This window comes from Mesorhizobium sp. M0088 (assembly GCF_040322895.1).
Classification (GTDB): Bacteria; Pseudomonadota; Alphaproteobacteria; order Rhizobiales; family Rhizobiaceae; genus Mesorhizobium.
Genome location: NZ_JAMYUI010000008.1, coordinates 1 through 21,116, shown reverse-complemented (window position 1 = coordinate 21,116; position 21,116 = coordinate 1). Strand labels below are relative to the sequence as shown.

Annotated in this window: 17 protein-coding genes; 3 read left to right on the top strand and 14 right to left on the bottom strand. The window is 59.9% G+C overall.

Features of this window, described 5'->3' with window-relative positions:
* Positions 1–3: 3 nt before the first annotated feature.
* Entirely contained in the window at positions 4–270 is a 267-nt protein-coding gene (locus NKJ67_RS11375; protein ID WP_027036262.1) for an acyl carrier protein, read from the top strand.
* A gap of 59 nt (positions 271–329) precedes the next feature.
* Here NKJ67_RS11375 and NKJ67_RS11370 read toward each other — a convergent pair whose 3' ends face one another.
* From NKJ67_RS11370 to NKJ67_RS11340, 7 genes are all read right to left on the bottom strand, one after another.
* A complete protein-coding gene (locus tag NKJ67_RS11370) occupies positions 330–1,022 on the bottom strand; it encodes a N5-glutamine methyltransferase family protein (protein WP_127326932.1) in 693 nt (230 codons plus the stop codon).
* Between the two features lie 111 nt (positions 1,023–1,133).
* Complete coding sequence (locus NKJ67_RS11365; RefSeq protein ID WP_352581373.1) at positions 1,134–2,345, bottom strand: polysaccharide biosynthesis/export family protein; 1,212 nt, start codon at positions 2,343–2,345, stop codon at positions 1,134–1,136.
* Between the two features lie 37 nt (positions 2,346–2,382).
* On the bottom strand, positions 2,383–3,642 hold the full coding sequence (locus tag NKJ67_RS11360) for a hypothetical protein (protein ID WP_352581372.1): 1,260 nt from the start codon (positions 3,640–3,642) through the stop codon (positions 2,383–2,385).
* The gene (locus tag NKJ67_RS11355; RefSeq protein WP_256747170.1) at positions 3,639–4,643 is read right to left on the bottom strand and encodes an SDR family NAD(P)-dependent oxidoreductase; all 1,005 of its coding nucleotides are present in this window, start codon (positions 4,641–4,643) and stop codon (positions 3,639–3,641) included. Before NKJ67_RS11355 ends, NKJ67_RS11360 begins: the two co-directional genes overlap by 4 nt.
* Before the next feature lie 85 nt (positions 4,644–4,728).
* Positions 4,729–5,403, bottom strand: coding sequence for a sugar transferase (locus NKJ67_RS11350; RefSeq protein WP_256747171.1), 675 nt, complete (start codon positions 5,401–5,403; stop codon positions 4,729–4,731).
* Positions 5,400–6,536, bottom strand: coding sequence for a DegT/DnrJ/EryC1/StrS family aminotransferase (locus NKJ67_RS11345; RefSeq protein WP_352581371.1), 1,137 nt, complete (start codon positions 6,534–6,536; stop codon positions 5,400–5,402). The genes NKJ67_RS11350 and NKJ67_RS11345 overlap by 4 nt, the downstream gene beginning before the upstream one ends.
* A 39-nt stretch (positions 6,537–6,575) precedes the next feature.
* Positions 6,576–7,298, bottom strand: coding sequence for a nucleotidyltransferase family protein (locus NKJ67_RS11340; RefSeq protein ID WP_128302539.1), 723 nt, complete (start codon positions 7,296–7,298; stop codon positions 6,576–6,578).
* A gap of 511 nt (positions 7,299–7,809) precedes the next feature.
* Here NKJ67_RS11340 and NKJ67_RS11335 point away from each other — a divergent pair.
* Positions 7,810–8,484, top strand: coding sequence for a LuxR C-terminal-related transcriptional regulator (locus NKJ67_RS11335; protein WP_127326937.1), 675 nt, complete (start codon positions 7,810–7,812; stop codon positions 8,482–8,484).
* Here the strand turns inward: NKJ67_RS11335 and NKJ67_RS11330 are convergent.
* Positions 8,477–10,219 (bottom strand): PAS domain-containing protein, encoded by a 1,743-nt coding sequence (locus NKJ67_RS11330; RefSeq protein ID WP_352581370.1) that lies wholly within the window; start codon positions 10,217–10,219, stop codon positions 8,477–8,479. The genes NKJ67_RS11335 and NKJ67_RS11330 overlap by 8 nt on opposite strands.
* A 213-nt stretch (positions 10,220–10,432) precedes the next feature.
* On the opposite strand from NKJ67_RS11330, the gene NKJ67_RS11325 reads away from it, so the two are divergent.
* Complete coding sequence (locus tag NKJ67_RS11325) at positions 10,433–11,140, top strand: helix-turn-helix transcriptional regulator (protein WP_127267495.1); 708 nt, start codon at positions 10,433–10,435, stop codon at positions 11,138–11,140.
* 82 nt (positions 11,141–11,222) lie between these two features.
* Here the strand turns inward: NKJ67_RS11325 and NKJ67_RS11320 are convergent, their stop codons facing one another.
* From NKJ67_RS11320 to NKJ67_RS11295, 6 genes are all read right to left on the bottom strand, one after another.
* Positions 11,223–12,263: a glycosyltransferase family 2 protein gene (locus NKJ67_RS11320; protein ID WP_127267494.1), complete on the bottom strand. Its 1,041-nt coding sequence runs from the start codon at positions 12,261–12,263 to the stop codon at positions 11,223–11,225.
* Complete coding sequence (locus tag NKJ67_RS11315) at positions 12,260–13,627, bottom strand: lipopolysaccharide biosynthesis protein (protein ID WP_127267493.1); 1,368 nt, start codon at positions 13,625–13,627, stop codon at positions 12,260–12,262. Before NKJ67_RS11315 ends, NKJ67_RS11320 begins: the two co-directional genes overlap by 4 nt.
* Before the next feature lie 183 nt (positions 13,628–13,810).
* Positions 13,811–16,042, bottom strand: coding sequence for a GumC family protein (locus NKJ67_RS11310; RefSeq protein ID WP_352581369.1), 2,232 nt, complete (start codon positions 16,040–16,042; stop codon positions 13,811–13,813).
* Between the two features lies 1 nt (position 16,043).
* Positions 16,044–18,041 carry an asparagine synthase (glutamine-hydrolyzing) gene (asnB, locus tag NKJ67_RS11305; protein WP_352581368.1) on the bottom strand — a complete coding sequence of 666 codons (1,998 nt, stop codon included), beginning with the start codon at positions 18,039–18,041 and terminating at the stop codon, positions 16,044–16,046.
* Positions 18,041–19,300, bottom strand: a complete 1,260-nt coding sequence (locus NKJ67_RS11300) for an O-antigen ligase family protein (protein WP_352581367.1) — start codon at positions 19,298–19,300, stop codon at positions 18,041–18,043. The genes asnB and NKJ67_RS11300 overlap by 1 nt, the downstream gene beginning before the upstream one ends.
* On the bottom strand, positions 19,297–20,505 hold the full coding sequence (locus NKJ67_RS11295; protein ID WP_023808941.1) for a glycosyltransferase family 4 protein: 1,209 nt from the start codon (positions 20,503–20,505) through the stop codon (positions 19,297–19,299). The genes NKJ67_RS11300 and NKJ67_RS11295 overlap by 4 nt, the downstream gene beginning before the upstream one ends.
* Positions 20,506–21,116 lie beyond the last annotated feature (611 nt).

The following is a 21,116-nucleotide window of genomic DNA, read 5'->3' as shown; positions in this document are numbered from 1 at the left end:
TCAATGCTGAGCACGAACAACAGAATTGACACCTACAGCGATCAGATACGCGCCTTTCTGGCGTCAAACTTCTACGTGGCCGACCCGCGTGCGCTGGAGGTTGAAACGTCGTTGCTCGACCAGGGCATCATAGACTCGACTGGAGTGCTTGAAGTTATCGGCTTCGTCGAGGAGACATTCGGCATCACTGTCGAGGACAGCGAACTTCTGCCTGAGAATTTCGATTCCATCCAGGGAATTGCACGTTACGTCCTCAGCAAGGAAAACTGATCGCCGGGCTACGGTTTAAGGGCGTCTTCCCAACCGAGCGCGCAAACCCATGGCGCGGCTCACGCTGGCGCTTTGGCCCGTGCACAAACCACCCTGGCTTCACCGGCTTTGTTTGCAACCGTGCGAATGCTCTCGTAGGCTTTGGAACGCTCAACCAAACTCATGACCTGCCGGTCCTGGCCAAGCCCGACCTCGAAAAGCAGCATGCCACCTTGCCGCAGATAGCGCCGCGCCTCCTTGATCACCCGCATGTGAATGCTCAGGCCGTAAGGCCCGGCAGCGAATGCCTCACGTGGTTCAAGTTCCATCAGGTGCGCGCGGTCGTTTTCGAGCCGCTTCTCGGAGATGTAAGGCGGGTTGCAAACGACCAGATCGATCGTGCCTTCGAGCTCCAGACCCGAGAAGGAATTGAACAGGTCGCCCTGCAGCACCGAAATGCGCCCGGCCAGGCCAAGATGGGCGACATTCCGGCAGGTGGTTTCGACACAGCTGTCAGTGAGATCGCTCGCCCAGACGCGCGCGGTGGGGACCTTGTATCCAATGGCGCAGGCGAGATTGCCCGCTCCGCAGCACATGTCCACGACACGCGGGACCGGCCGATTAAGTTCACGAAGCACATTGAGGGCGGTGCTGCCGAGCAATTCCGTCTCCGGGCGAGGGACGAGCACGCCGGGCGCGACAACCAACTTCAGCCCCATGAAGCCGATGCGGCCGGTGATGTAGGCGCTGGCGACATCTATTTCACCAATCACGACAACCCCGCTTTCTTGATTTTCCCATGCCCGATTTCTCGACGCCCGGTCTTCATGCCGTGAGGCGAGGCATCAGCCTCATCGTTCCCGGCTCGGTTCACGTCCGCGTAGCTACTGGATCGCCGCACTCTGCAGGTCGCTGCTGAACCTCACCTCGATCGTGTCTCCAGGCGCGACCTCAGTGTCCTGGTCGACCGGTCGACCTCTCGACGCGTCGCCGGCTCCACCGGTTATTGTGATCCGCGCCTGGAAGGTTTCGCCGGCGACCGGCAGCGGAAGAGCGGACGCCCCTGATGGCTGAAGCTTCTGGCTGGCTGCGTGGAGCCTTGCAGTGGTCTCGGCGAGGCGAAGGTCGGTGTCCCTCAACTCGTTCAGAAGGCCGATCCTTCGTTGATTTTCATTGCGTTCCTGCTGCCTGACGAAGTCTTCCTGCTGGCGCCGCGTTCTCATGAGTTCGACCGAGGTCTCGAGCGCCCGGCTCGACGACATCAGCACTGCACGTCTGACGTCGGCGAGCCTGCTGTTGGTCAGGTTGCCCGATTCGAACGATTTGGTGACCCGCGCCAGATCGTCCTCATCCTGTTTCACCGCTGCCGCTTCCGTCTGCTCGCGCTTGATCAGAACCTCGACCTCAGCCTCGGCATCCTTGGCTGTCTTGTCGAGATAGCTTTGCTCCTGTTGAAAATTGTTCAGCGAAATTCTGAGACCCTCCGCTTCCGCCTGCGCGACCGCCGATATCAATACATTCGACAGGGGCGAGCCCTGCGGCGGCTGCATGTCAAATTCTGCCTGGTTCTGAAGTTCGGCGCGGATGCGGGCGCCATGAAAGTAGTCCCTGATGTAATCCCCCCAGATCGACTCGTAGTCGCGTCGCAGATCAACGGGATCAGGTCCGCTTTGGCTTGCCCGCGACCGCAGAAGGCTGAAACCGCCGGCGACCGCAATCGCCTGCCGGACTGTCATGAGTGGCCGGTAAGCCTGCTGCCCTGGCGTCAGCACATCGCCAGTCACGTAGATCGGGCGGTACTCCGCGATCACGGCCGTGACGTCGCTCGGCTTGATGACGATCATTTGCTCCCGTCCATCAGGCAGACGCTGGTGGACGATCTTGGTTGGCAGCACCGCTTCCATGCGCGTCTGCAATTCGGCCGGCGTCAACCCGCCAACCGGGATCATCCCGAACTCGGGCAGCGCGATCGAGCCATCCATCTGGACAACCGCGCGTTGCGTTCGTTCCGCTATGGAGGCAATTCCTATCTCCACCGTGTCGCCGGGGGAGAGCTTGTAAGCCACCGGCGCTTCGGCCGCGGTTGCGCTGCTCAAGGCCAGGCACCCGGCAAGCGCTGCAAAGGAAATTCGGCTAATGAAGGCCATTGATGGCAATCTCCCCTTGTTTCAGATCCGGCTGCTGCGGCCAATCGAGATGGGCGACGAATTCGTAGACCGGCCCGCCCGGCACCCCCCAATTGCTCGACCAGATCACTTGCGACCCATCGGGGGACGGGGAGGCGTGTGTCTCGCTCCAATAGTCGAACGGAGCGTTTCGCGTCTGCACGATCCGTCGGACCTCTCGACTGCCGTCGACACGCAGCGCGATCACCTCGCGCGAGTATGGAGCCCAGTCCGGCTGGCTTCGAACCTCCTCGGGATTGCCCCCGTAACTCATAAATGCCCATTCGGGCCTGTCCAAAGCACGCAGCGATGCATGCTCGGCCTCGCCGAACTTCATGAGCGACATGACCTTTCCATCTGACAGCCGACGCTTGATCACCTGATATTTGTCGGGGCTGGATTTGCTGATTCCGACGTAAATTTCGCTACCATCCGCGTCGAGAGTCATATCGCCATGGCCGGGCCGATGATGGTCCTTCCACGTCTGGCGCAAGGTGCCGTCGATTGCGAAAATGGCTCGCTGCTCGGTGCCGTCGGCCAGGTTTTGAAAACACAGGATGTTTTCTCCAAGCGGAGAAATGGTGCAGGAACTGGTCGTTCCAGCAACCTGGGCGAGACCGATGTCCGGGTATTTCAGACGCCGGTCGAGGTCATATGCGAAGACGACGGCAGCACCATCATCGCGGGTCGCGCGTACGGCAATGCGGCTGCCGTCACGACTTGGATTTCCCTTGGACGGGCCGAATTTAAGATCCCGATATTTCGCAGCGGCAAAAACTATGTCCTCACGATTGCTGCGGGGCGCCCAGGTCGAGATATTCTGATCATCGACACAAATCATCAGGTCCGCGTTCCGAGGGTGCCATTCGCACTCACCCGGCTTGTTGCGATGGAACAAAGGAACGTAGTTTTTCCCGTCGAGGAAGCACATGCCGTTGCAGCCGTTCATGAGGACGAGGAGGCTCTGATCGGCATTCCACGCTTGCGCGCTCGAGTACCGATGACTGCAATATATTTTGCCGCAGACAATTCCGCCGCCAAGAGCTCCGGGCTTGGTGATCCGAGTGAAGCTGATCCCTGTCGCCGGATCGGTTGCAGGTTTCAGGTAAGCGGGCAGATCCATTGCCGGCTCCGTGCCTGCCGCACCGCTCGGCCGGTTTCCGGCTGTGTGTAGCGCCAGCAGAGCGGCCATCAGCAGCACAGCCGGTATGAGCCGCGGAAAGGTCATGTCATATAGCTCATTTCGCGACGGACGCGGCCCTCGCTGAGGCGCGAACGCCACCACTCGATGGTTCTTTCCAGACCGTCACGCAGGCTTGTATGCGCCCGCCATCCGACTTTACTTTCAAGGTTCGAGGAATCGGCGAGCAACGCGCGAACCTCGGAGTTCTGCGGCCGCATCCGGCTTTCGTCGCGACGGACCGGTTTCCTGGTGCCACTCAACTCGAGCACCAACTCCAAAACGTCCGAGACACTGACGGCGCGCTGGCTGCCGGCATTGTAGGCATGGCCAAATTCAAGCTTGGCGGCCCCTGCCGCCACAAATGCCGCCGCAGTGTCTTCCACAAAGGTAAGGTCGCGGATAGGGCTGGTGTCGCCGACCATGATCGCCGGACAGTTCTCGTCCAGAGCCTGCCTTATGATGGTCGGCACGATGGCCCGCTCGCTCTGGCGCGGCCCGTATGTATTGAACGGTCGCAGGATGACCACCGGCACATCGAAGGACCTGGCATAAGACGCCGCCATCATGTCCGCGCCAATCTTGGATGCGGAGTAGGGGGACTGTCCCTGCAACGGGTGGGATTCGTGGATCGGCATGGTCAGAGCGGTGCCATAAACCTCGCTCGTGGACGTATGCACAATGCGCTCGGTTTCCCAGTGGCGTGCCGCTTCGAGGACATTCACGGTGCCCAGCACATTGGTCTCCACATAGGATTGGGCAGCAGCGTAGGAATAGGGAATCGCAATCAGCGCAGCCAGATGAAACACCACCGCCTGGCCGCGCACGATCCGGTTGATGAACGCGCTGTCACGAACGTCGCCACGAATGCATTGCAACTGGCTTCGAACGTGGTCGGGCAAATCATCCAGCCAGCCATGGCTGTCGAACGAGTTGTAGAGGGCCAGTGCCGTGACATCGGCACCTTCGTGCACCAGCGCTTCCGTGAGGTGGGATCCGATAAATCCGTCCGCACCGGTGACCAGGACCTTCCTGCCGCGATAGCTCACGACCGTGCACTCCTTCGATCGTGTGAGCCGTCAAACTGGCGAACGAACAACAATCCATTCATGCCAAACTCCTCGCTTGCCAACTCTACCCACTTGCCGCGGGAGGCAGGGACACACCGAAAACCGCCCTAAAGCCCCGCATTATCCAGACGAGGTCCGATACAATCGTGCGCCGCGGATAGTAGGCGAGGTCGATCGTTGCCTTGGCCGGGAACAGGACCTCTCGATAAAACAGGAGCGGATCAAGGGACGGCGGGTAAAAACAGGCTTCGTGACGGAAGAGAACCTGGGTTGGGCCGAGCAGGCCAGGCTTCCACTGTAGGACAGCTTCATTGCCGCCGCGGAAACAATCGGCGAAGGCAAGGCTTTCCGGCCGCGGCCCGACAATTGCCATGTCCCCCGTGAAAACGTTCCACAGTTGGGGCAGTTCATCAAGTTTCGTTGCCGCGAGAAAACGGCCTACCCGCGTCATGCGGCTGTCATCGTTCATGGTCAGCGCAAGGCCGAAAGGATCGGCTGTTGTCCTGAATTTGCGGAACTTGTACATGCGAAACGGTTTTGCGCCGGCGCCCAGGCGCGTCTGTACGAAAAACACCGGCCAACCACCTTCGACAAAGAGTGCAACGGCAATCAGGAGCATCAGTGGAGCGAGTACAATTCCCGCTGCTGCAGCGAGGATGATGTCCATCGCGCGTCTGGCAATTCCGTGGCTGGTGCCAGCTACGGCGGGCCGATGCATCGTCACGTCGAGTGCGTTCATGCCGCGGCTCCCGCACGCCCGCTGCTTTCAATCGCGGTGGCTAATGCAACAACCACCGACTCGATCGCACTTGCCGTAATTTGCGGGTGTAGTGGAATCGTCAATTCCCGCTGCGCGAAGTCCTCGGTCTTCGGCAGATGGATTTCTGTGAACATTTGGCGATAAAGTGTCATCTGGTGCACGGGCGTGTAGTGGATTGTAGTCTGTATCCCCTTCGTTCGCAGATGGTCGATCACCGTTTGCCGGTCGACGTCATGCGGCAGGAGGACAGGCATGATGTGGTAGGCCGAGGTCCGCGGTTTGCCGAACGGGACTGTCACAGCCGAGCAATAATCTGCGATCAGACGCCGATAGAGGACGACCAATATGCGCCGGATTTCATTCCATTCCTGCAGATTCTGCAGTTGGACCAAGCCAATAGCGGCGCGCAATTCGTCCATGCGATAATTGAAACCGAGCATCGTCACGTCGTATTGCGGCGTGCGGCTGTTCAACCGCTGATGTGTGCCACTGGTCATTCCATGTCCGCGAGCCTGGCGGATCGTTTCACGGAGCTGTGCATCCCGGGCAATAACGGCCCCACCTTCCGCGGTGGTCATGTTCTTGTTGCCGTAGAAGCTGAAGGCCGCAGCCGCACCGTAAGTCCCCACCTCCTTAAGGCCGGGAGCATGCGCGGCATCCTCGACGATATGCAGTCCTCGCACACGGGCAAATCTCTGCCATTCTTCCCGGTCGGCGAGATAGCCGGCAAAGTGGACGAGAATGACAGCCTTGGTGCGTCCGGTGCACTTGGCCTCCGCGTCGCTTAGGGACATCAGTGGCACTTCGGCCGACTCTATGTCGACGAATACCGGTGTTGCTCCTACGTAGAGCACTGCATTCGCGGTCGCCACGAAGGTCAGCGAGGGAACCAGCACTTCGTCTCCGGGGCCGATCCCAAGTGCATGGAGAATGAGATGCAGGGCGGCGGTGCAAGAGCTGACGGCGACGCAATCGACCGCATCGTGCACGGCTGCGAAGGCCTCTTCAAAGGCTCTTACCTGGTCCCCCATCGTCAGCCACCCACTGTCGACAACTTTGGCCAGGGCTGCCTTTTCCGGAAAGCCAAGAATAGGAGCGCTGACCAAGAGCATTACGACCTCCTCATGTTGGCGCGGCAGGGCGTTCAGCCCTCAAGCGGCCGCTGCCGAGACCTCGATCGATGCGGACTGCTCTTCCCAGGCGATGGTTTGTGCGTTTTGAAAATCTTCAACGCGTCCGATATCCAGCCAAAGCCCGTCATGTTTGTAGACGTGCACATTCGTGCCGTTTTGCATCATCTGCAGCATGAGGTCGTCGAATCCAAAGGCGATGCCGTCAGGTATAAAACGAAAAACGTCTGGATTCATGCAATATATTCCCATACTTACCAGATGAGTCAGTGTCGGTTTCTCGCGGAATACTTTAACAGTGTTCCCGACCTCGTCGATGACGCCGAAGTCCATCTTGATGATGCGGGAAGCTGTGGCTATGGTGACTGGATCCGTATGAGTGCGGTGTGACGCCACAAACCGGCTGAGACTGAGATCGGTAAGTACGTCCCCATTGAGAACAATGAACGGCTCGTCCAGTTCCTCCCTGATCAGGGAGAGCGGGCCAATAGTGCCGAGAGGTTCCAACTCCTGGGTATAGCGTATCCTTAGATTCCACTGTGATCCGTCTCCGCATACGGTGCGGATCAAGTGCCCCAGATAGCCGGTTGTGACGTAGACTTCCTGAATGCCGTTCCGTCGCAGCCACTTCAAAAGCAATTCAAGAACCGGTCGAGCACCGATCGGCATGAGAGGCTTGGGCAAGATGGATGTGAAAGGCCGAAGGCGTGTTCCCATTCCACCGCACTGAATGACCGCTTTCATCTCGTCCTCCTATTGATACGACTGTCGCGGTGTGATGGGGCCAGCCCACCCGGCCGGAAGGTACGCCAGTGTTGGTGTCACCTCTCCGGAGTGCAGCGATGGTAAGTGGCGCCCGAGAAGGCGTCGTCGTGCATTTGAATGGCACGTTCCCGGCGTTTTGATTTCAATATTCCAGCCGGAAGGGCATGGGCGCGGCAGGGTGATCAATCAGGGCTGGGAGCTGTAGCCGCTTGAATGGCAATTACCTGTGCAGATTTTCGGCGTCGGTAACGACCTTTTCGCAAAGGCATCGCCACCGTTCGTACGAAAAAAACACTTCAATATCTGGCCCTGAAATGCGTGCGAGTGTAAGCTATATTAGAAAGTTGAAATATGCGGATGGGCGGCGGCGAGCGTCGACATACGGGGGATCAGCGGGCGGCTGATCTGTGTTGGGTCACCGTACGGTCCATCCAGACGGAGGTTTCGGCAGCTAGGGACACATGCGGGGCTGCCAAAAAGTGGGTGGTTCATGTATCGTATTATCATCGCCGACGATCACGGCTTGTATCGTCGTGGGCTGCGACTGGCATTGATGGCCGGCATGCCAGACTTGGAAATATTCGAAGCGGCGTGTTTTGAGACCGTCATAAGCCTGCTTGAAGATCGGGCGCCCGTCGATCTCGCCATCCTCGACCTGAACATGCCGGGACTGTCGGGTCAGGATGATCTTCGCGACGTCTTACCGGCTCATCCCGACACACGGTTTGCAATTGTTTCGGGGACCGATTCACGCGCCGAGATTCTGACTGCCCTTTCGATTGGGCTTCATGGCTATATCGTAAAGTCCCAAACGGACGAGGAGGTGGTCCTGGCGGTGAACGAAATCCTGGCCGGCCGTATTTACGTTCCGGCACTTCTTTCACAAAGGCCCAAGGAGTCGGTACGCCTTCCATCCGTGGCTCCCACGCAAATGCCCCACAGGACCACCAGCGTCAACAATCTGGGCAGGCTTACGTCCAGACAGAAGGAAGTCCTCAGGTTGATGGCCGAAGGTTACTCGAACAAAGAGATTGCCCGCTCTCTTGAAATTGCAGAAGCGACGACGAAGATTCATGCCGCCGCCGTCCTGCGCGAACTTGGGGCACGAAATCGGACAGAGGCCGCGGTTCTGCTGAAGACATGGGCCGCCAGAGACGTCAACTAGCGCCGATTGCTTTTGGCGGCAGCCGGACCGAATATTTCAGTCCGTGATCCAGCATCTCAAGCTTGGAAGAGTGGCCCACGATAGGTTCACCGTCAGCTCCAATAATCAACGACCCAAAGCCACGCCGAGCCGAGGTGGAGACCCGGCGCTCTCCCGATTCCGACCATTCAAACACTATGTCGGCGCCGGGCTCTTGGGCTGCGAATTGCCACACGACCTCGATCCGGCCTGCCGGAGTGCCGAGAGCCCCATGCTTCACGGAATTGGTCGTAAGTTCGTGAACGATCATTGCGAAGCTCTCAGCCGAACCCTCTGCCATTTTTACTTCGGGTCCACTGATCGAAATGTTGTGCGTCCCCATATAGGGCTGCAATTCCTGAGCAATGAGGTCACGGAGGGAAGCCGACAGGCTGCCATCGCGTGAAAGAAGCAGATGCGTCGCCTGGAGTGCGCCGATTTTTTCGATCAGTGTCTGCTTGTAACGGGCGATATCGTTGTCGGGGGCACCGACCATATTCACAAGCGCCGTGATCACCGGAAACAGATTGTTGAGCCTATGGCGCTGTTCAAGCATGGCCCGCTCTCGCTTCTTCGCCGCAGCCCGCAGCAGAATGGTTATGCGTCGATCGGTGAGATCCGCGGCGACTCCTATTCGCTGTGCACGACCGTCGCGCAATTCGTCCCGGCCCCGAAGAGCGATCCAGCGGATATGCCCGCCAGCTCGCCTGATGCGGATCTCCGCATCATAGTCGGCGCCTGATGCAAGCTCTCCCGGGGCCGTCAGATTAGGCAAGTCGGCCGGGTGAACGACAGCGGCCAATTCCTGCAATGGACGGCTCGGCGCGGGTGCCAGTCCCATCATTTCCCAGAACGCGGCTGAGCCATTCACGGATCCGCTCTCGAAATCTATACGCCACGTTCCCAACCGGCTGGACGACAGCGCCAGGTCCAACCATTCCTTCTGAGCCCGGAGTGCCTCGCGGGCGGTTCGCTCTCCAGATATATCGTCCACCATTACAAAGATGCTTTGAGGGAGAGCATCGGCTGGCACGGCCAAAGACAGCGCCAATCTTGTCCACAAAACCGTGCCGTCCTTTTTCAGGAGACGGATCTCCGAGCCGAAAGAAGTCGTGTCCTTGAGGCGAGTCAACGCTTCCGCCAAAGTGTGGTTGTCGTCAGGGTGGACGAGTGCCCTGAGCGGTAGACTCGAAAGCTCTTCCTCGACATACCCTGTCATCTCACAGAGACGTTTGTTGGACCGTTGCAACTCTCCGTTCTCGCTCATGTTGGCAAAGCCGATAGCGGCACGTTCGAATGCCCAGCGATAACTGTTTTCGGTTGCCTCCAAGGCCACGAGTCTAGCCTCTGCAACCTGCAAAAGGGTGCGGTAGTCCTGCCTCTGCCGGTGGAAAGTCAGGGCGATCATCGCCCCTGCAACCAGCAGCAGAATGGCCCTAATCCAAACCTCGACGTTAATTGGGTTGCTCAGGATATCCCGCGCCAACAAGCCGACGGCCACCATCACAAACGTTGCCGCAAGGGCAATCAGGCGATCTTCGAGATATGAGATGGCAATAATGGTGGGAACAAATTCAAAAAAGCCGATGTCGTATGCCATGGAGGCGGGCAGCGCCGTCTCGACCGCAAGTGTCGCGATCAGGAGCGACATCGAGGCAAGGTGGGTCAGCAACTTGCTTGAGCTGTTCGGATGCAAATTGAGCGAAAGCAAACGCATGTGCCAAACTATAACCTTCTGACTAGTCCGTCGAGATTAGACCGAAAAGCGTACAGACTAGTCCGACCGCAGGATTGTTCCCTGGGATTGTAGCGCGCATTTTGTCCGATGTCGGGGGCGGATCGGACCGCAATTCTCCAAGCGACCTGACTGACATGTTGAAGGCACCTCCTTTTGACAGGGAGGCGTTGCCGTTTTGCGGGAGGTAAGAAAATGGCACTGGTTGGTAGGCAAGATGATGGAGTTCTTGGTCGCCAATATGGAGGTTTCGGGGGAAAGCCCGTCTCGGCCTTGAGAACGCAGGGTGGCCATGGTTCCGCCTGGCACCAAGCACCACAAAGGTTCGACGGCGTGGCCGTCGAGCCAAAGCAGAGCAGCCTTGCATCTGTTGTGGGAATGCTTGATCGCATCGGGTGTGGCTATCTGATCCTGAACAGCGACAGGAAGGTCATGGAGTGGAATTCAGCCGCTCAAAACACCTTGGAGCGCGAGGGCGAGGCAGCTGATACGGCCGGCAAGGTGTCGGTTGCTCTGAGGCGGCTGATCGCAAACGTGCCGGGGAATTTTCTTCCCGGCACGCTTTCATGGGTGGTGATCCGCGGCATGGGCGACAGGCCCTTGGTTTTGAACGAGAAGGGCATAGCAACGCCTGACGCGACGAGTATCGTGGCGCTGCTGGATCGTGAAAACAGGTCCGGGCCAAATCCCCAGACGCTGCAAAGAATGTTTGGTCTGACGAGTGCCGAAACGCAACTCGCGCTGCGCTTGGCGCAGGGCGATGCCCCTTTGGAGATAGCCCGCAAGCGGCGCTTGAGCCGGACCACGATAAGGTCACAACTGGCGTCGCTGTTCGCCAAGACCGAAACTCGGCGCCAGGCGGAACTGGTAGCTCTTCTTGGGCGCATATGCGTCCTGCCGTGAGGTAACGGCCGTACCATGCGCGCGCGCAACAGGCTTGTGCGCGCGCAATCTGTTGCCGGCGTGCTTGTCCGCCAGACTCACCCTACCGCCGTCGTGTGCGCACCCGGCCCAATCTTGGGCGGATTGCAAACACGTGGTTAAGCACGTGCCAGCCCGCCACCTTCATGACGGAAGGCCGGAAGATCTGAATCCCGTCCAGGAACGTGGTCAACCAGGACTGCTGGTGGAACCTCATGGGAATACGAGCAACCCGCAATGCCCGCAGCAATGTCTCGGGAGGCGGGAGATGGTTACGGTCCTTGATGAGATTCCAGTTAAGCTGTTTGACGGCGAGGGTCACTTCGTCGACCTCGCGGAAACTCTTTGACGTTGTAATGCTTGGATGGTTCGTTGCATCGTAAAAGGTAAGCGGATCGCTTATCGCCACCATGTCCCCATGGCTGGCTAGATCGACGAAGAACAGTTGATCCACTCCGGCCGGAATCTCTTTGTGCGTGCGCATCAAGCAGCCGGCACGAATGACGTCGCTGTTGATCAACAATGTGGATGGAATAATCCCCAGGCAGCGTGTCGCACGCACCAGATAGAGGTCCATCAGGCACTGCTGGCTGGAATAAAGCGAGATCGGTTCCTGCTCCTTGGGGACTTGGCGAAATCGCACTCGCTTGTCCTCGATTATGTTTGCCGCTGACGTCATGAAGGCGACTGAGGGGTACTGTTTGGCAACTTCGGCGAATGTCCTGAGTGCACCTGGCGCAAGCCAGTCATCGTCATGCAGCAACTTGATCCATCGTCCGGAGCAAGCCAGCATAGCGTTGTTGGTGTTCTCCACCTGACCGCGACCTCGACTGTTTTCGATAATGCGGATGCGAGGTTCGCTCCGTGCGTAGTCGGTCACGATAGCCCAGGTCTCGCCCTCCGGTCCCTCGTCGTCGCTCACGACCAACTCCCAATCGGAGTAATCCTGGCCCAAGACGCTGTCGATCGCCCTGCGGATCGTATCCGGTCGACGAAAGGTTGGTATCCCGACCGAGATAAAAGGGCGTGACCATGAGACATCGGCCCGGTCATGCTGGGTGACCGCAACTGCCGCTTGAAGGTTGTCAATCGACGACGAATTCATGGTGTTTTTTCCTCGAGACATTCATGTTGGACGCACGTTGCAGCGCCTGCTGGTTGAGGGTCGTGGGTCAACAGGTACAGTGATGCTGCCATTTTCAGAGCGAAACCCGACGCGCCGCCGGCGGCCATGAAATAGATGACGGTGACTGGCTGCCAGCCCGCCTGGGCGCCGGCGAGCAGCGGGCCAAACACGAGAACCGCCCGTGCGAGGTCGATGACCAGTCTTGTTCCTTGCCGCCGTAACAGAGCGGGAACGTCGCTGAGCGGAGTCGACAACGCCTGTGCCGCGCCCATCAGCGCCAGTGCGGTCATGATTTCCGCAGTGGGCATCCAAGGCTCGCCCAGAAGCGGAACGACCACATAAGGCGCGGCGAGGCCGAGCAGCAAGATCGGCACCGCGGTAAAGGCGGCGGCCAGCAGGAGAAGCCCGCGCGCCACACCAAGCAGGTGTCCACGATTGCTGTTCCGGTTTGCTTCGGCGACAAAAACATTGCTGAGCGGTGTGGCGATCAGCGTCACCGGACCGGTGACCAGCCGCGCGGCCACGCCCAAATATCCGGCAAATGCGGTGCCGAACAGCCCGCCGACAAGGACTGCTGGAAGATTGTTGATTGCTATGCTCGCGAGCGTTGCGGGAATATCGAACAGAGGAAATTTGTATTCCCGCCGAGCCTTTTCCAGCACCGCACGCCAAGGTGCCCAGGCGATGCCACGCAAATCCTCCCAACTCATCACCCGACAGCCGATCAGCCCGATGAAGACGAACTGGCTCAGAATATGCGCATGGATCATGGCTTCGCCGCCGAGGTTGGCGATGCCGAAAGCCAATTGCAGTGCAGCCATGCTCGCCGGCAGGATCAGGCGCCCGAGAGCAAAATCGCGCAAAAGCCCGGCACGCAGACTCCAGCAGTTCATGGCTTCGACCAGACCTGCGCCTCCCATTCCAATCGGAATGAGCCAGGCGAGCGAGCCGAGGCGATCGGGAGCAAGGTTCGACAGCATCTGTCCGGCCGAAAAGGCCAGGACGGTCGTCACGAACACAGCCAAGAGAATAAGCTTGACCGTCACATAGGCCTGCGCGCTCCCCTTGACCCCATAGAGCGAAGCCTCGAAGCGCAATGCCGCGACCCCGGCGAGTATATTCACGATCGACAGGTAAATCGTAAAGACGCCGAAATCGGCCGGCGAATAGAGCCGCGCCAAAACCGGGATTGCAGCAAGAAGGGTGAGCTGGCCGACAATCGCCATTGCCGACACTCCGCTTGCCGCACGAATGATCGAGCCGATCGGGCTCGGCCGAACAACGATGATGGCTGTGCCGGCCGCAGGAACCGTCTTGGGTCTCAGAAGGTCGCTTGGTGCCATCGGTTCGCGCTTCCGAGGGAGGCAAATATCGGGGATTGCCGGAGCCTACGATGCACACCGGACCTTGCCATCATTCACCTGAATGACGCGCTCTGCTGACAGGCTGCACCGTGAATCGTCCTGGCCGCTCCCTGGATGAACCGCCCCCGGATCGTTCGTAGCCCAAGGACGAGCCTGTGGCCGTCATGCTATTTGCTCGCGCAAGAGGTCAGCGCTGTCCTCGAGCCGATATCCGGCATGTTTCTTCAGATTCACGCGCGTGAGGACACTGCCGACAGGTATCGCAAGAGAACCGTTGCCCTGAAGGAGTTCCAGCACCCCGCGAGCGAGGGTGCGTGGCGTTTTCCTCCATCGGATGGCGAAAAGAACCACGTCCGCCCATCCTGGCAGAAATTTGGCTTCCGGCCGCCCCAGCGCCGACGGCAGGTTTATGATCACGATGCGATAGGTCGCGTGCAGATCCGCCATCACTTTGCCTCCGTCCTCGCATGATAGCAGCGCCAGCAGGTCGTCCGACGGAGCGGCGGTCATCACGTCGATCCCGATTTCATGCAGCCTGGCAACGGCACCTTCCAGGTCGCAGCGATTGCAAACATAGTCAGCGAAGGAATGGCGGTTCTTGCGCTCGCTGAACTGGTGCAGGAACTCGAGCGTGAGCTGAACGCCCTTGCGTTCAAGATCGACCAACAGGACTCGACCGCCCAGTCGCGTGCCGGCGAGCGCCAGGCTCCACGCGAGCTCGGTCCCGCCATCCTGCGGCACGCTGGAGGTGACAAGCGCCGTGTACGACGAACGAGCCCTTAGCGCATTTGGTGCCGCCGCGATCAGCAACGACGTCACGGCGCGGCTATATGCGGACCTGCGCTCCCCCAGCACGAGGTTTCGCAGTTGTTTGGCATGCATTCCGCATGCTTCGGGGATCTGCCCCATACATGGAACCTTGAGCACCGCTTCCGCCTCGGCCTCGCCACGGAAAGTCCGGTCAAAATGATTGCGCATCGTGACGTACATCGCCCCAAGGATAGCGAATAGGATCATCCCGGGGGGAACAAGGAAGATGGCTGGCAATGTCTGCGGGATAGTCGGCGGCCAAGCCGCGGACAGGATCGAAATTCCAGCCGAGGGAACTCCGATACGCCGCGTCAAATCCTGTTGTCGACCAAGGAGTTCGTTATATCGCTGGGTCAGCAGGCTGACCTGCGGCTCGAGAGCCCGCAAGCCGGAAAGCCGGCTGGCGGTGTCGGCCATGACCGCATCCAGGATGTTCTTTCGGCTTTCGAGAGCGGCGATCTGTGCACGGAAAATGTTTGCATCGGCAGCAATCTTGTCGACGCCTTGTTCGATCTTGCTTTGCGTCGTGGCTCTGAGTTCCTGGTCTGCCGGCGCGAGAGCCTGTCGAGCCGCAAGGTCGGCAAGTTCAGGCGCGCCAATAGCTTCGGCCAGGGTGATGAGAGTGGCCCCTTGCTCTCGAAGCTGCTGGACGTACCGTAGCCGAGATTCCACGGCGGCGAGATCCGCCTTTGACATCGACAATTGCTGGCTGAGGTCGGCCCGTTCCCTGGCTGCATTGTCCGCCGAGCCTTGGTCGATGGCTCCGTGGCTCAGCCGATATTTCTCAAGGCGGTCAGCCGCTGCCTGCAGATCATTTTGCAGCCCGGGCAGACTGGCGGTGATTGCATCGAGCTCTTGCTGGTCGGATGCCTGCCTTTTCTTCGTTAGGGTGTCGACATAAACTTGAGCGAATGTGTTGGCCACGAGCGCCGCCCGGGCGGGGCTGTCATCGGCGAAAGCGACGGAGATCACTCTCGATCGCAGCTCCTGCCCGACCCGCATGCCTCGCCGCAAAGCTCTCAACTCGGAGGCATCCTCGGCTTGTGGACCGTTGGCTGCCTGGTCCGCCCCTGGCCACAGCCGGTCCAGTAGACCGCCGGCAAGTGAGCGTGTCCTTGGGGGAGGGGTGGCAGACGGTTCAAGCCGGGAATTCCTGCTAGCGGAATTGTCCTGTCCGGTTTCCGCCGCACCTGTCTTGCGTAGTGCCGCCATGACGCGGCGCAGGTGATCTTGCGACGATAGCATCGTGATGTGGTCATCTATGCTTGAATCAACGAGGTCCTGCGAAGACGGGGCGCCGACGGGCAGTGAACCGCGCGAGGGGGCGTCGACGATAAGCTGGGTTGTTGACTCGTAGAGAACTGGTCGAAGGCTTCCCAGCAACCCCGCCAACAAGCCGCCCAACACAGCGAAAGCAATAATAGACCATTTTCTCCTTGCCAAAATCACGAAGAGTTGGCGCGACGCGGTGGGCGGCTCGACATATTCACGCAATGACCGCACGTGCACTCTGCCTTCGAGAACCGGTGCTGGCAGTTGATTGACCCGTGGCAGCTGGATCGGGCTGATTGCGGAACCTACCATCTTACACTCCTGCCAGGTCGAGTTCATGAGTTGGGCCGGTTTGCTGTGCTTGCCGATTGGCCTTGCTCCGCCAGGCCTGGAACATCAACGCGGACCACAATTCGCGGGAGCGGTTCTGGCCATCAATGTGATCGCGCCAGCAGGCGTCGATCTTCGCGGTGTCCAATACGTCACTGCTTTCGGTTCGCATGTCGGCGAGAAGATCGGTGGCCCAGTTGCGCAGCGGACCCCGCAGCCATGCAGCAATAGGGACATCGAAGCCTTGTTTCGGACGCTCGATCAGGTGCTGCGGGAGATAGCGGCGTAGCAATTGGCGAAGGATCCATTTGCCGGCGCCATCACGAACTTTCATGTTGGATGGCAGCCGCCAGGAGAATTCGACAACGCGGTGGTCAAGGAGAGGACACCGACCCTCAAGGCTGTTGGCCATGGTGGCACGGTCCAGCTTCACCAAGATGTCGCCAGGCAAGTAGCCCGCCATGTCATCGTAGAGAAGACGGGAGAGCAGATCGTCAAGCGGCGGATCGCCGTAGCCGTAGGCTGGTTCGGTCGGCCGCTGATATCCCAGGTTTTCAGCCTGTGGCCGCGCCAGCCGCTGAAACAATTCGTCTTCATTCGACGCCGTGAGCAGCCGGGCGAGGCGTTCCATTCGGTCGCTCCGGATAAAATGCCTCGCGCTCGCAGAGAGCGGCAGTTTGCCAACGACATCGTCACGTCCGGCGCGTGCGAAAAAACCTGCTCCTGCCGCCAAGGTTCGGCGCAGTTGTCGGGGCAGGCGTAGGTGCCGTTTCAGCCGCTCCGCCATAAAGTGGCGCCCGTATCCTGCGAAGCATTCGTCACCGCCGTCGCCCGACAGCGCTACGGTGACGTGCTGACGAGCGAGCCTGGCAACAAGCAAGGTCGGTATTTGCGATTCATCGGCGAAGGGTTCATCCCAGGCTTGGGGCAACTCGGGAATGACGTCACGTGCGGCGCTTGGCGAGAGGTGAAGTTCGGAGTGGTCGGTACCCAGATGACGGGCAACGGCCGCTGCGTATGGAGCTTCATCAAAGCCGCCCTCTGCGAACGAGATCGTGAAGCTGCGAACCGGCTTGCAGGATTGGGCCTGCATCAAGGCGATCACGGCTGAGCTGTCGATGCCCCCCGACAGGAAGCCGCCCAAAGGGACGTCGGCGATCATGCGTTCCCGCACAGCCAGCCGAAGCCGGTTGTCCAGTTCGTCAATGAGGTCTTCGTCGGTGCCGATGGCGGGATTCCGTCGCCCATCGGCAGCGACGGTAGCCAGCGACCACCAGCGGTGAACGCATCGGGAAAGACGGTCCGCGCTGCGGTCTTCGGCAAAATTCGCCGCCGTGACGGAAAGGACAGAACCAGGCGGCAGTTTGAACACGCTTCGCCAGATGCAGCGATGGTCCGGCACCCATCCCGTCGAAAGCATTGCCGCGGCGGCATCAAGATCAAGGTCGGGAGAAAAGCCCGGAAAGCAATTGATCGCCTTCAGCTCAGAGGCGAAAACCAGCGCATCTCGGGTCGATGCGACATAGAGGGGCTTTTTGCCCATTCTGTCGCGGGCCAGATGCAGGGTTCTTGTCTTGAGATCCCACAATGCGAAGACGAACATACCGGCAAAGCGATTGAGGGCGGCCTCAAGCCCCCAATGCTCGATTGCGCAGAGCATCACTTCGGTGTCGCTAGCACCTTGAAAGGTTTGGCCCGCACACTCGAGTTCGCTACGCAAATCGCGAAAATTGTATATCTCACCGTTGAAGGTGATCACGTACCGACCGCTGGCGGAATGCATCGGCTGGTGCCCGGCGGCTGACAGGTCGACAATTGCCAACCGCCTGTGGCCCAGTGCGATTCCAGCTTCGCGGTCGATCCAGAGCCCCTCGCCATCCGGCCCCCGGTGACGCAGCGATGCAGTCATCCGCCCGATCGCTCCAAGCGGCTTTATGTCCAGAGCGTCCGAAGCCAATAGAATTCCCGCGATCCCACACATTAGGCCACCCTCGGTTCAGCAAGCTGTCGCCGAAGTGCGGTCGGATTTCCGGCAACGAGGCAGAAAGCCAGCGAAAACCACACGATCGGGTGGCGGATGATCAGGTGAGGCATGCTGAAGATTATCGTCGATCCCCCGAGCACCAGCAGGGCGTCGAATCCCGCTCGCCAGGCGGAGGACATGGCGGCGCCCACGATCCAGACCAACGCCATCACGGCAAGCAATCCGCCCTGCAGGTAAAGGTCGAGAACGGTGTTATGCGCCTCGAAAGGTCGCTGTAAAAATTGACGGTCGGCCACGGGAGGCCGCTCGAGGTGGGGGCCAGGGCCCAGTCCCAGGGACCCGGATTTCAATCCTTTTTCCACAGCCTCCTGCCACAGATAAAGCCGGAGTTCGAACGTTTCGACGGTCGCTTCCCCGCCTTCGTCTTTGGTAAGGCTCTTCGCAAAATTGGCGACGCTGGTCTCTTCGGTGAGCGCGTACGGCGTCATTGCAAGCGCTAGAGGGAAGGAGCCTGCCAACAGCATAATTGCCGCCAGGCGGGGCATGCTGGCGCGGCCGCTCGTTGCTATCCATGCACGAAGCCGCAACCCGATGAAGATGAGGCAGCTCAGGATGCTGGTATAGAGATAGGTGTCGCTCTTCGTCAGTCGGCCGACATAGAACGTCAGGAGCAGGCATGAGAATGCTAGCAAACGAGCCCATGGGTTGCGCGTGGTCGTGGCAAGATGCAAAGCCAGCGGGCCAAAGAGCGCGCAATAGAGCGCAAGTTGGTTCGGGTTCTCTGACCAGCCACGGAACCGGTCCCAATACCAGGGATCGACGCCGGATTGGTGGATCGCACCATAAGCCAAGCCAAGCTGTATCACAAAGGCCCCATTGGCAAACGCGACCACGCACCATGCGCTGCGGCGCAGATGCCGATCGGCGTCCGGCTCCGCCGCGGCCAGGCACGTAAAGCTTGCCAGCAACATATATGCCATAACGTCATGTACAAACCCGGTCAGATAAAGAACGGTGGTCAGGTAACCGACGATCGTGCCGATCCCCAAAGCGAGCGACAGGAGCAGCCAGAAGCTCGCCAGTTGGACAAAAGCGGGTGTGAGCTGGAGACGACCGCCAGCGAGTATTCGTCCAATCGCCAGCACGATCCAGATCGCGATGAACAATTCGCCATAGCCGAGCGGCAGTCCCGGAACGCCTAGTTGCGTCGCATAGGACATAGCAACCCCCAGGGCGAGCAAGGCGTCCCGGATCATTGATGTGCCCCGCCTCGGTGATTTGCGAGGCCGCCTCCAAGCCCAACGGCAGGGAGCGGTCGCATGTGCCCCGCGCGGAGTGTGTTGTCGTAAAGGTCGCAGTACTGGTCGACCACCAGCGGCAGGGCAAATCGCCTCCGGACAAGTTCAACAGAACGGGCGCCCATCGCCTTGGCCGCCGCGCGGTCGGACAGCAAGTCTATTGTTCGCGAGGCGAGGGCTTCGGCATCATGCGGCGCAACCAGGTAGCCGTTCCATCCGTCTTCGACGACGTCGCTGCAGCCTGGCATCCTTGAGGCCACGATGGGCAGTCCCGCCAGCCCCGCCTCGAGCAATACACGCGGAACCCCCTCGCGATACTGAGTGGGAAAGGCGAATACATCGGCCATGCCAAGGAGATCGGCGACATCGCGTCGTGGACCCAAGGCCAGCACATGAGGTGCATGCCGATCAAGCTCCGACTTGTCGATTGCGAATGAGCCTTCGGATTCTCGTGGGCCGACGAGCACAAACCGTGCCGCGGGCCTTGCGGACAGGATGCGAGGGATCGCATTGAGAAGGGTCGCCACGCCTTTCTGGCGCGTCAAACGGCCGACGAAGATCACCACTTCGGCGGACTGAAGGCCGAGGTCCTTTCGCATCTTCGTTGCTGAGGACCCGAGATGGCGCACCGTTGCGAACGCGTCGACATCGATTCCGGAACTGCGTATCAGTCGCGAACTTCCGCGACCGATCAGCCGAAAGCGCTCGAAGAACAGTTGGTCGTCGCTATTTTGGAATACGGTCGCAGCCGTCCAGGAAGACGCAAGCCATTGTAGTGCGCAATAGACCGGACGCAACGCCAGGGCTCGAGGCTCCAGCGATGAGAACGTCCACCCCAGTCCGTTGATGGTGCGAATGACCGGAACAGTTCCCCGTACCGAAAGGGGCGTTAACAGATTTGGCTTGGTGTCGAAGCTCTGGATGATGTCAGGCTGAAGCTCCTGCATCAAGCGGCGCATCGTTCCGAGGGTGCGCCATTCCCCGCCTCCGCTTGCAAAGCGGTCGAAGGAGAACCTGTGATGCGAAATGTCATGCCGTAAAAACGGTACGGGAGAACCGCTCGAGACCGCCGTAACGCGAAAGCCTTTCTCTCGCAGCGCGATGAGGAAGGGAACTCTCAAGGCGTGATCCTCGCCTCCTACGCAGACCAGGTGCGGGTTCATCTGCCTCTCCCAAGCGCACATGGCCGATTGGCTCTCATGCTGCCATGGCCCGGTTTCATCACCTCTGAGCGCATGCCGCCCGAGTGCACGCTAGGGGGACACCAGGTGCCTGTCCTCGTCCGTTTGAATGACACCCGTGATGTTTGGAAGGGTAGCGACCAGCGAGGCGAGATTCCCTCGCGATTGCCGGAGCGTTCATGTGACTCGTGTCTTGCGGGATGAGCGCGGTGTTCGCCTGAGCCGGTACGAGTGGCTGGTCTGCATCACCTTGGTTGTCCAAGGTTTTCGAGTGTCCAATTGCGGCGGCGTGGTGCCTGAGCTCCGCGGCTCGCTGATGGCAAAAAGTTTTTGACGCGTGGTTGCGCTGGGCCGTCAAGCCGGCCCTCGGCCTGCGTCGCCCGGTCTTCAGGACGGAACCCGCACGTCAGCTGTTGGTCCACACATCCGGAACATCTGTCGGGGGGGGGGGGGCCGGGGGCGGCGCCGCCCCCCCCCCGCGGCCCGGCGCGGCGCCGCTCCCCCCCCCCGCCCCCCCCCCCTGCCCGCGTGCCCACCCCCCCCCCCCCCCCCCCCCCGCGCCCCCCCCCCCCCCCCCCCCCCACTTCTTAAAG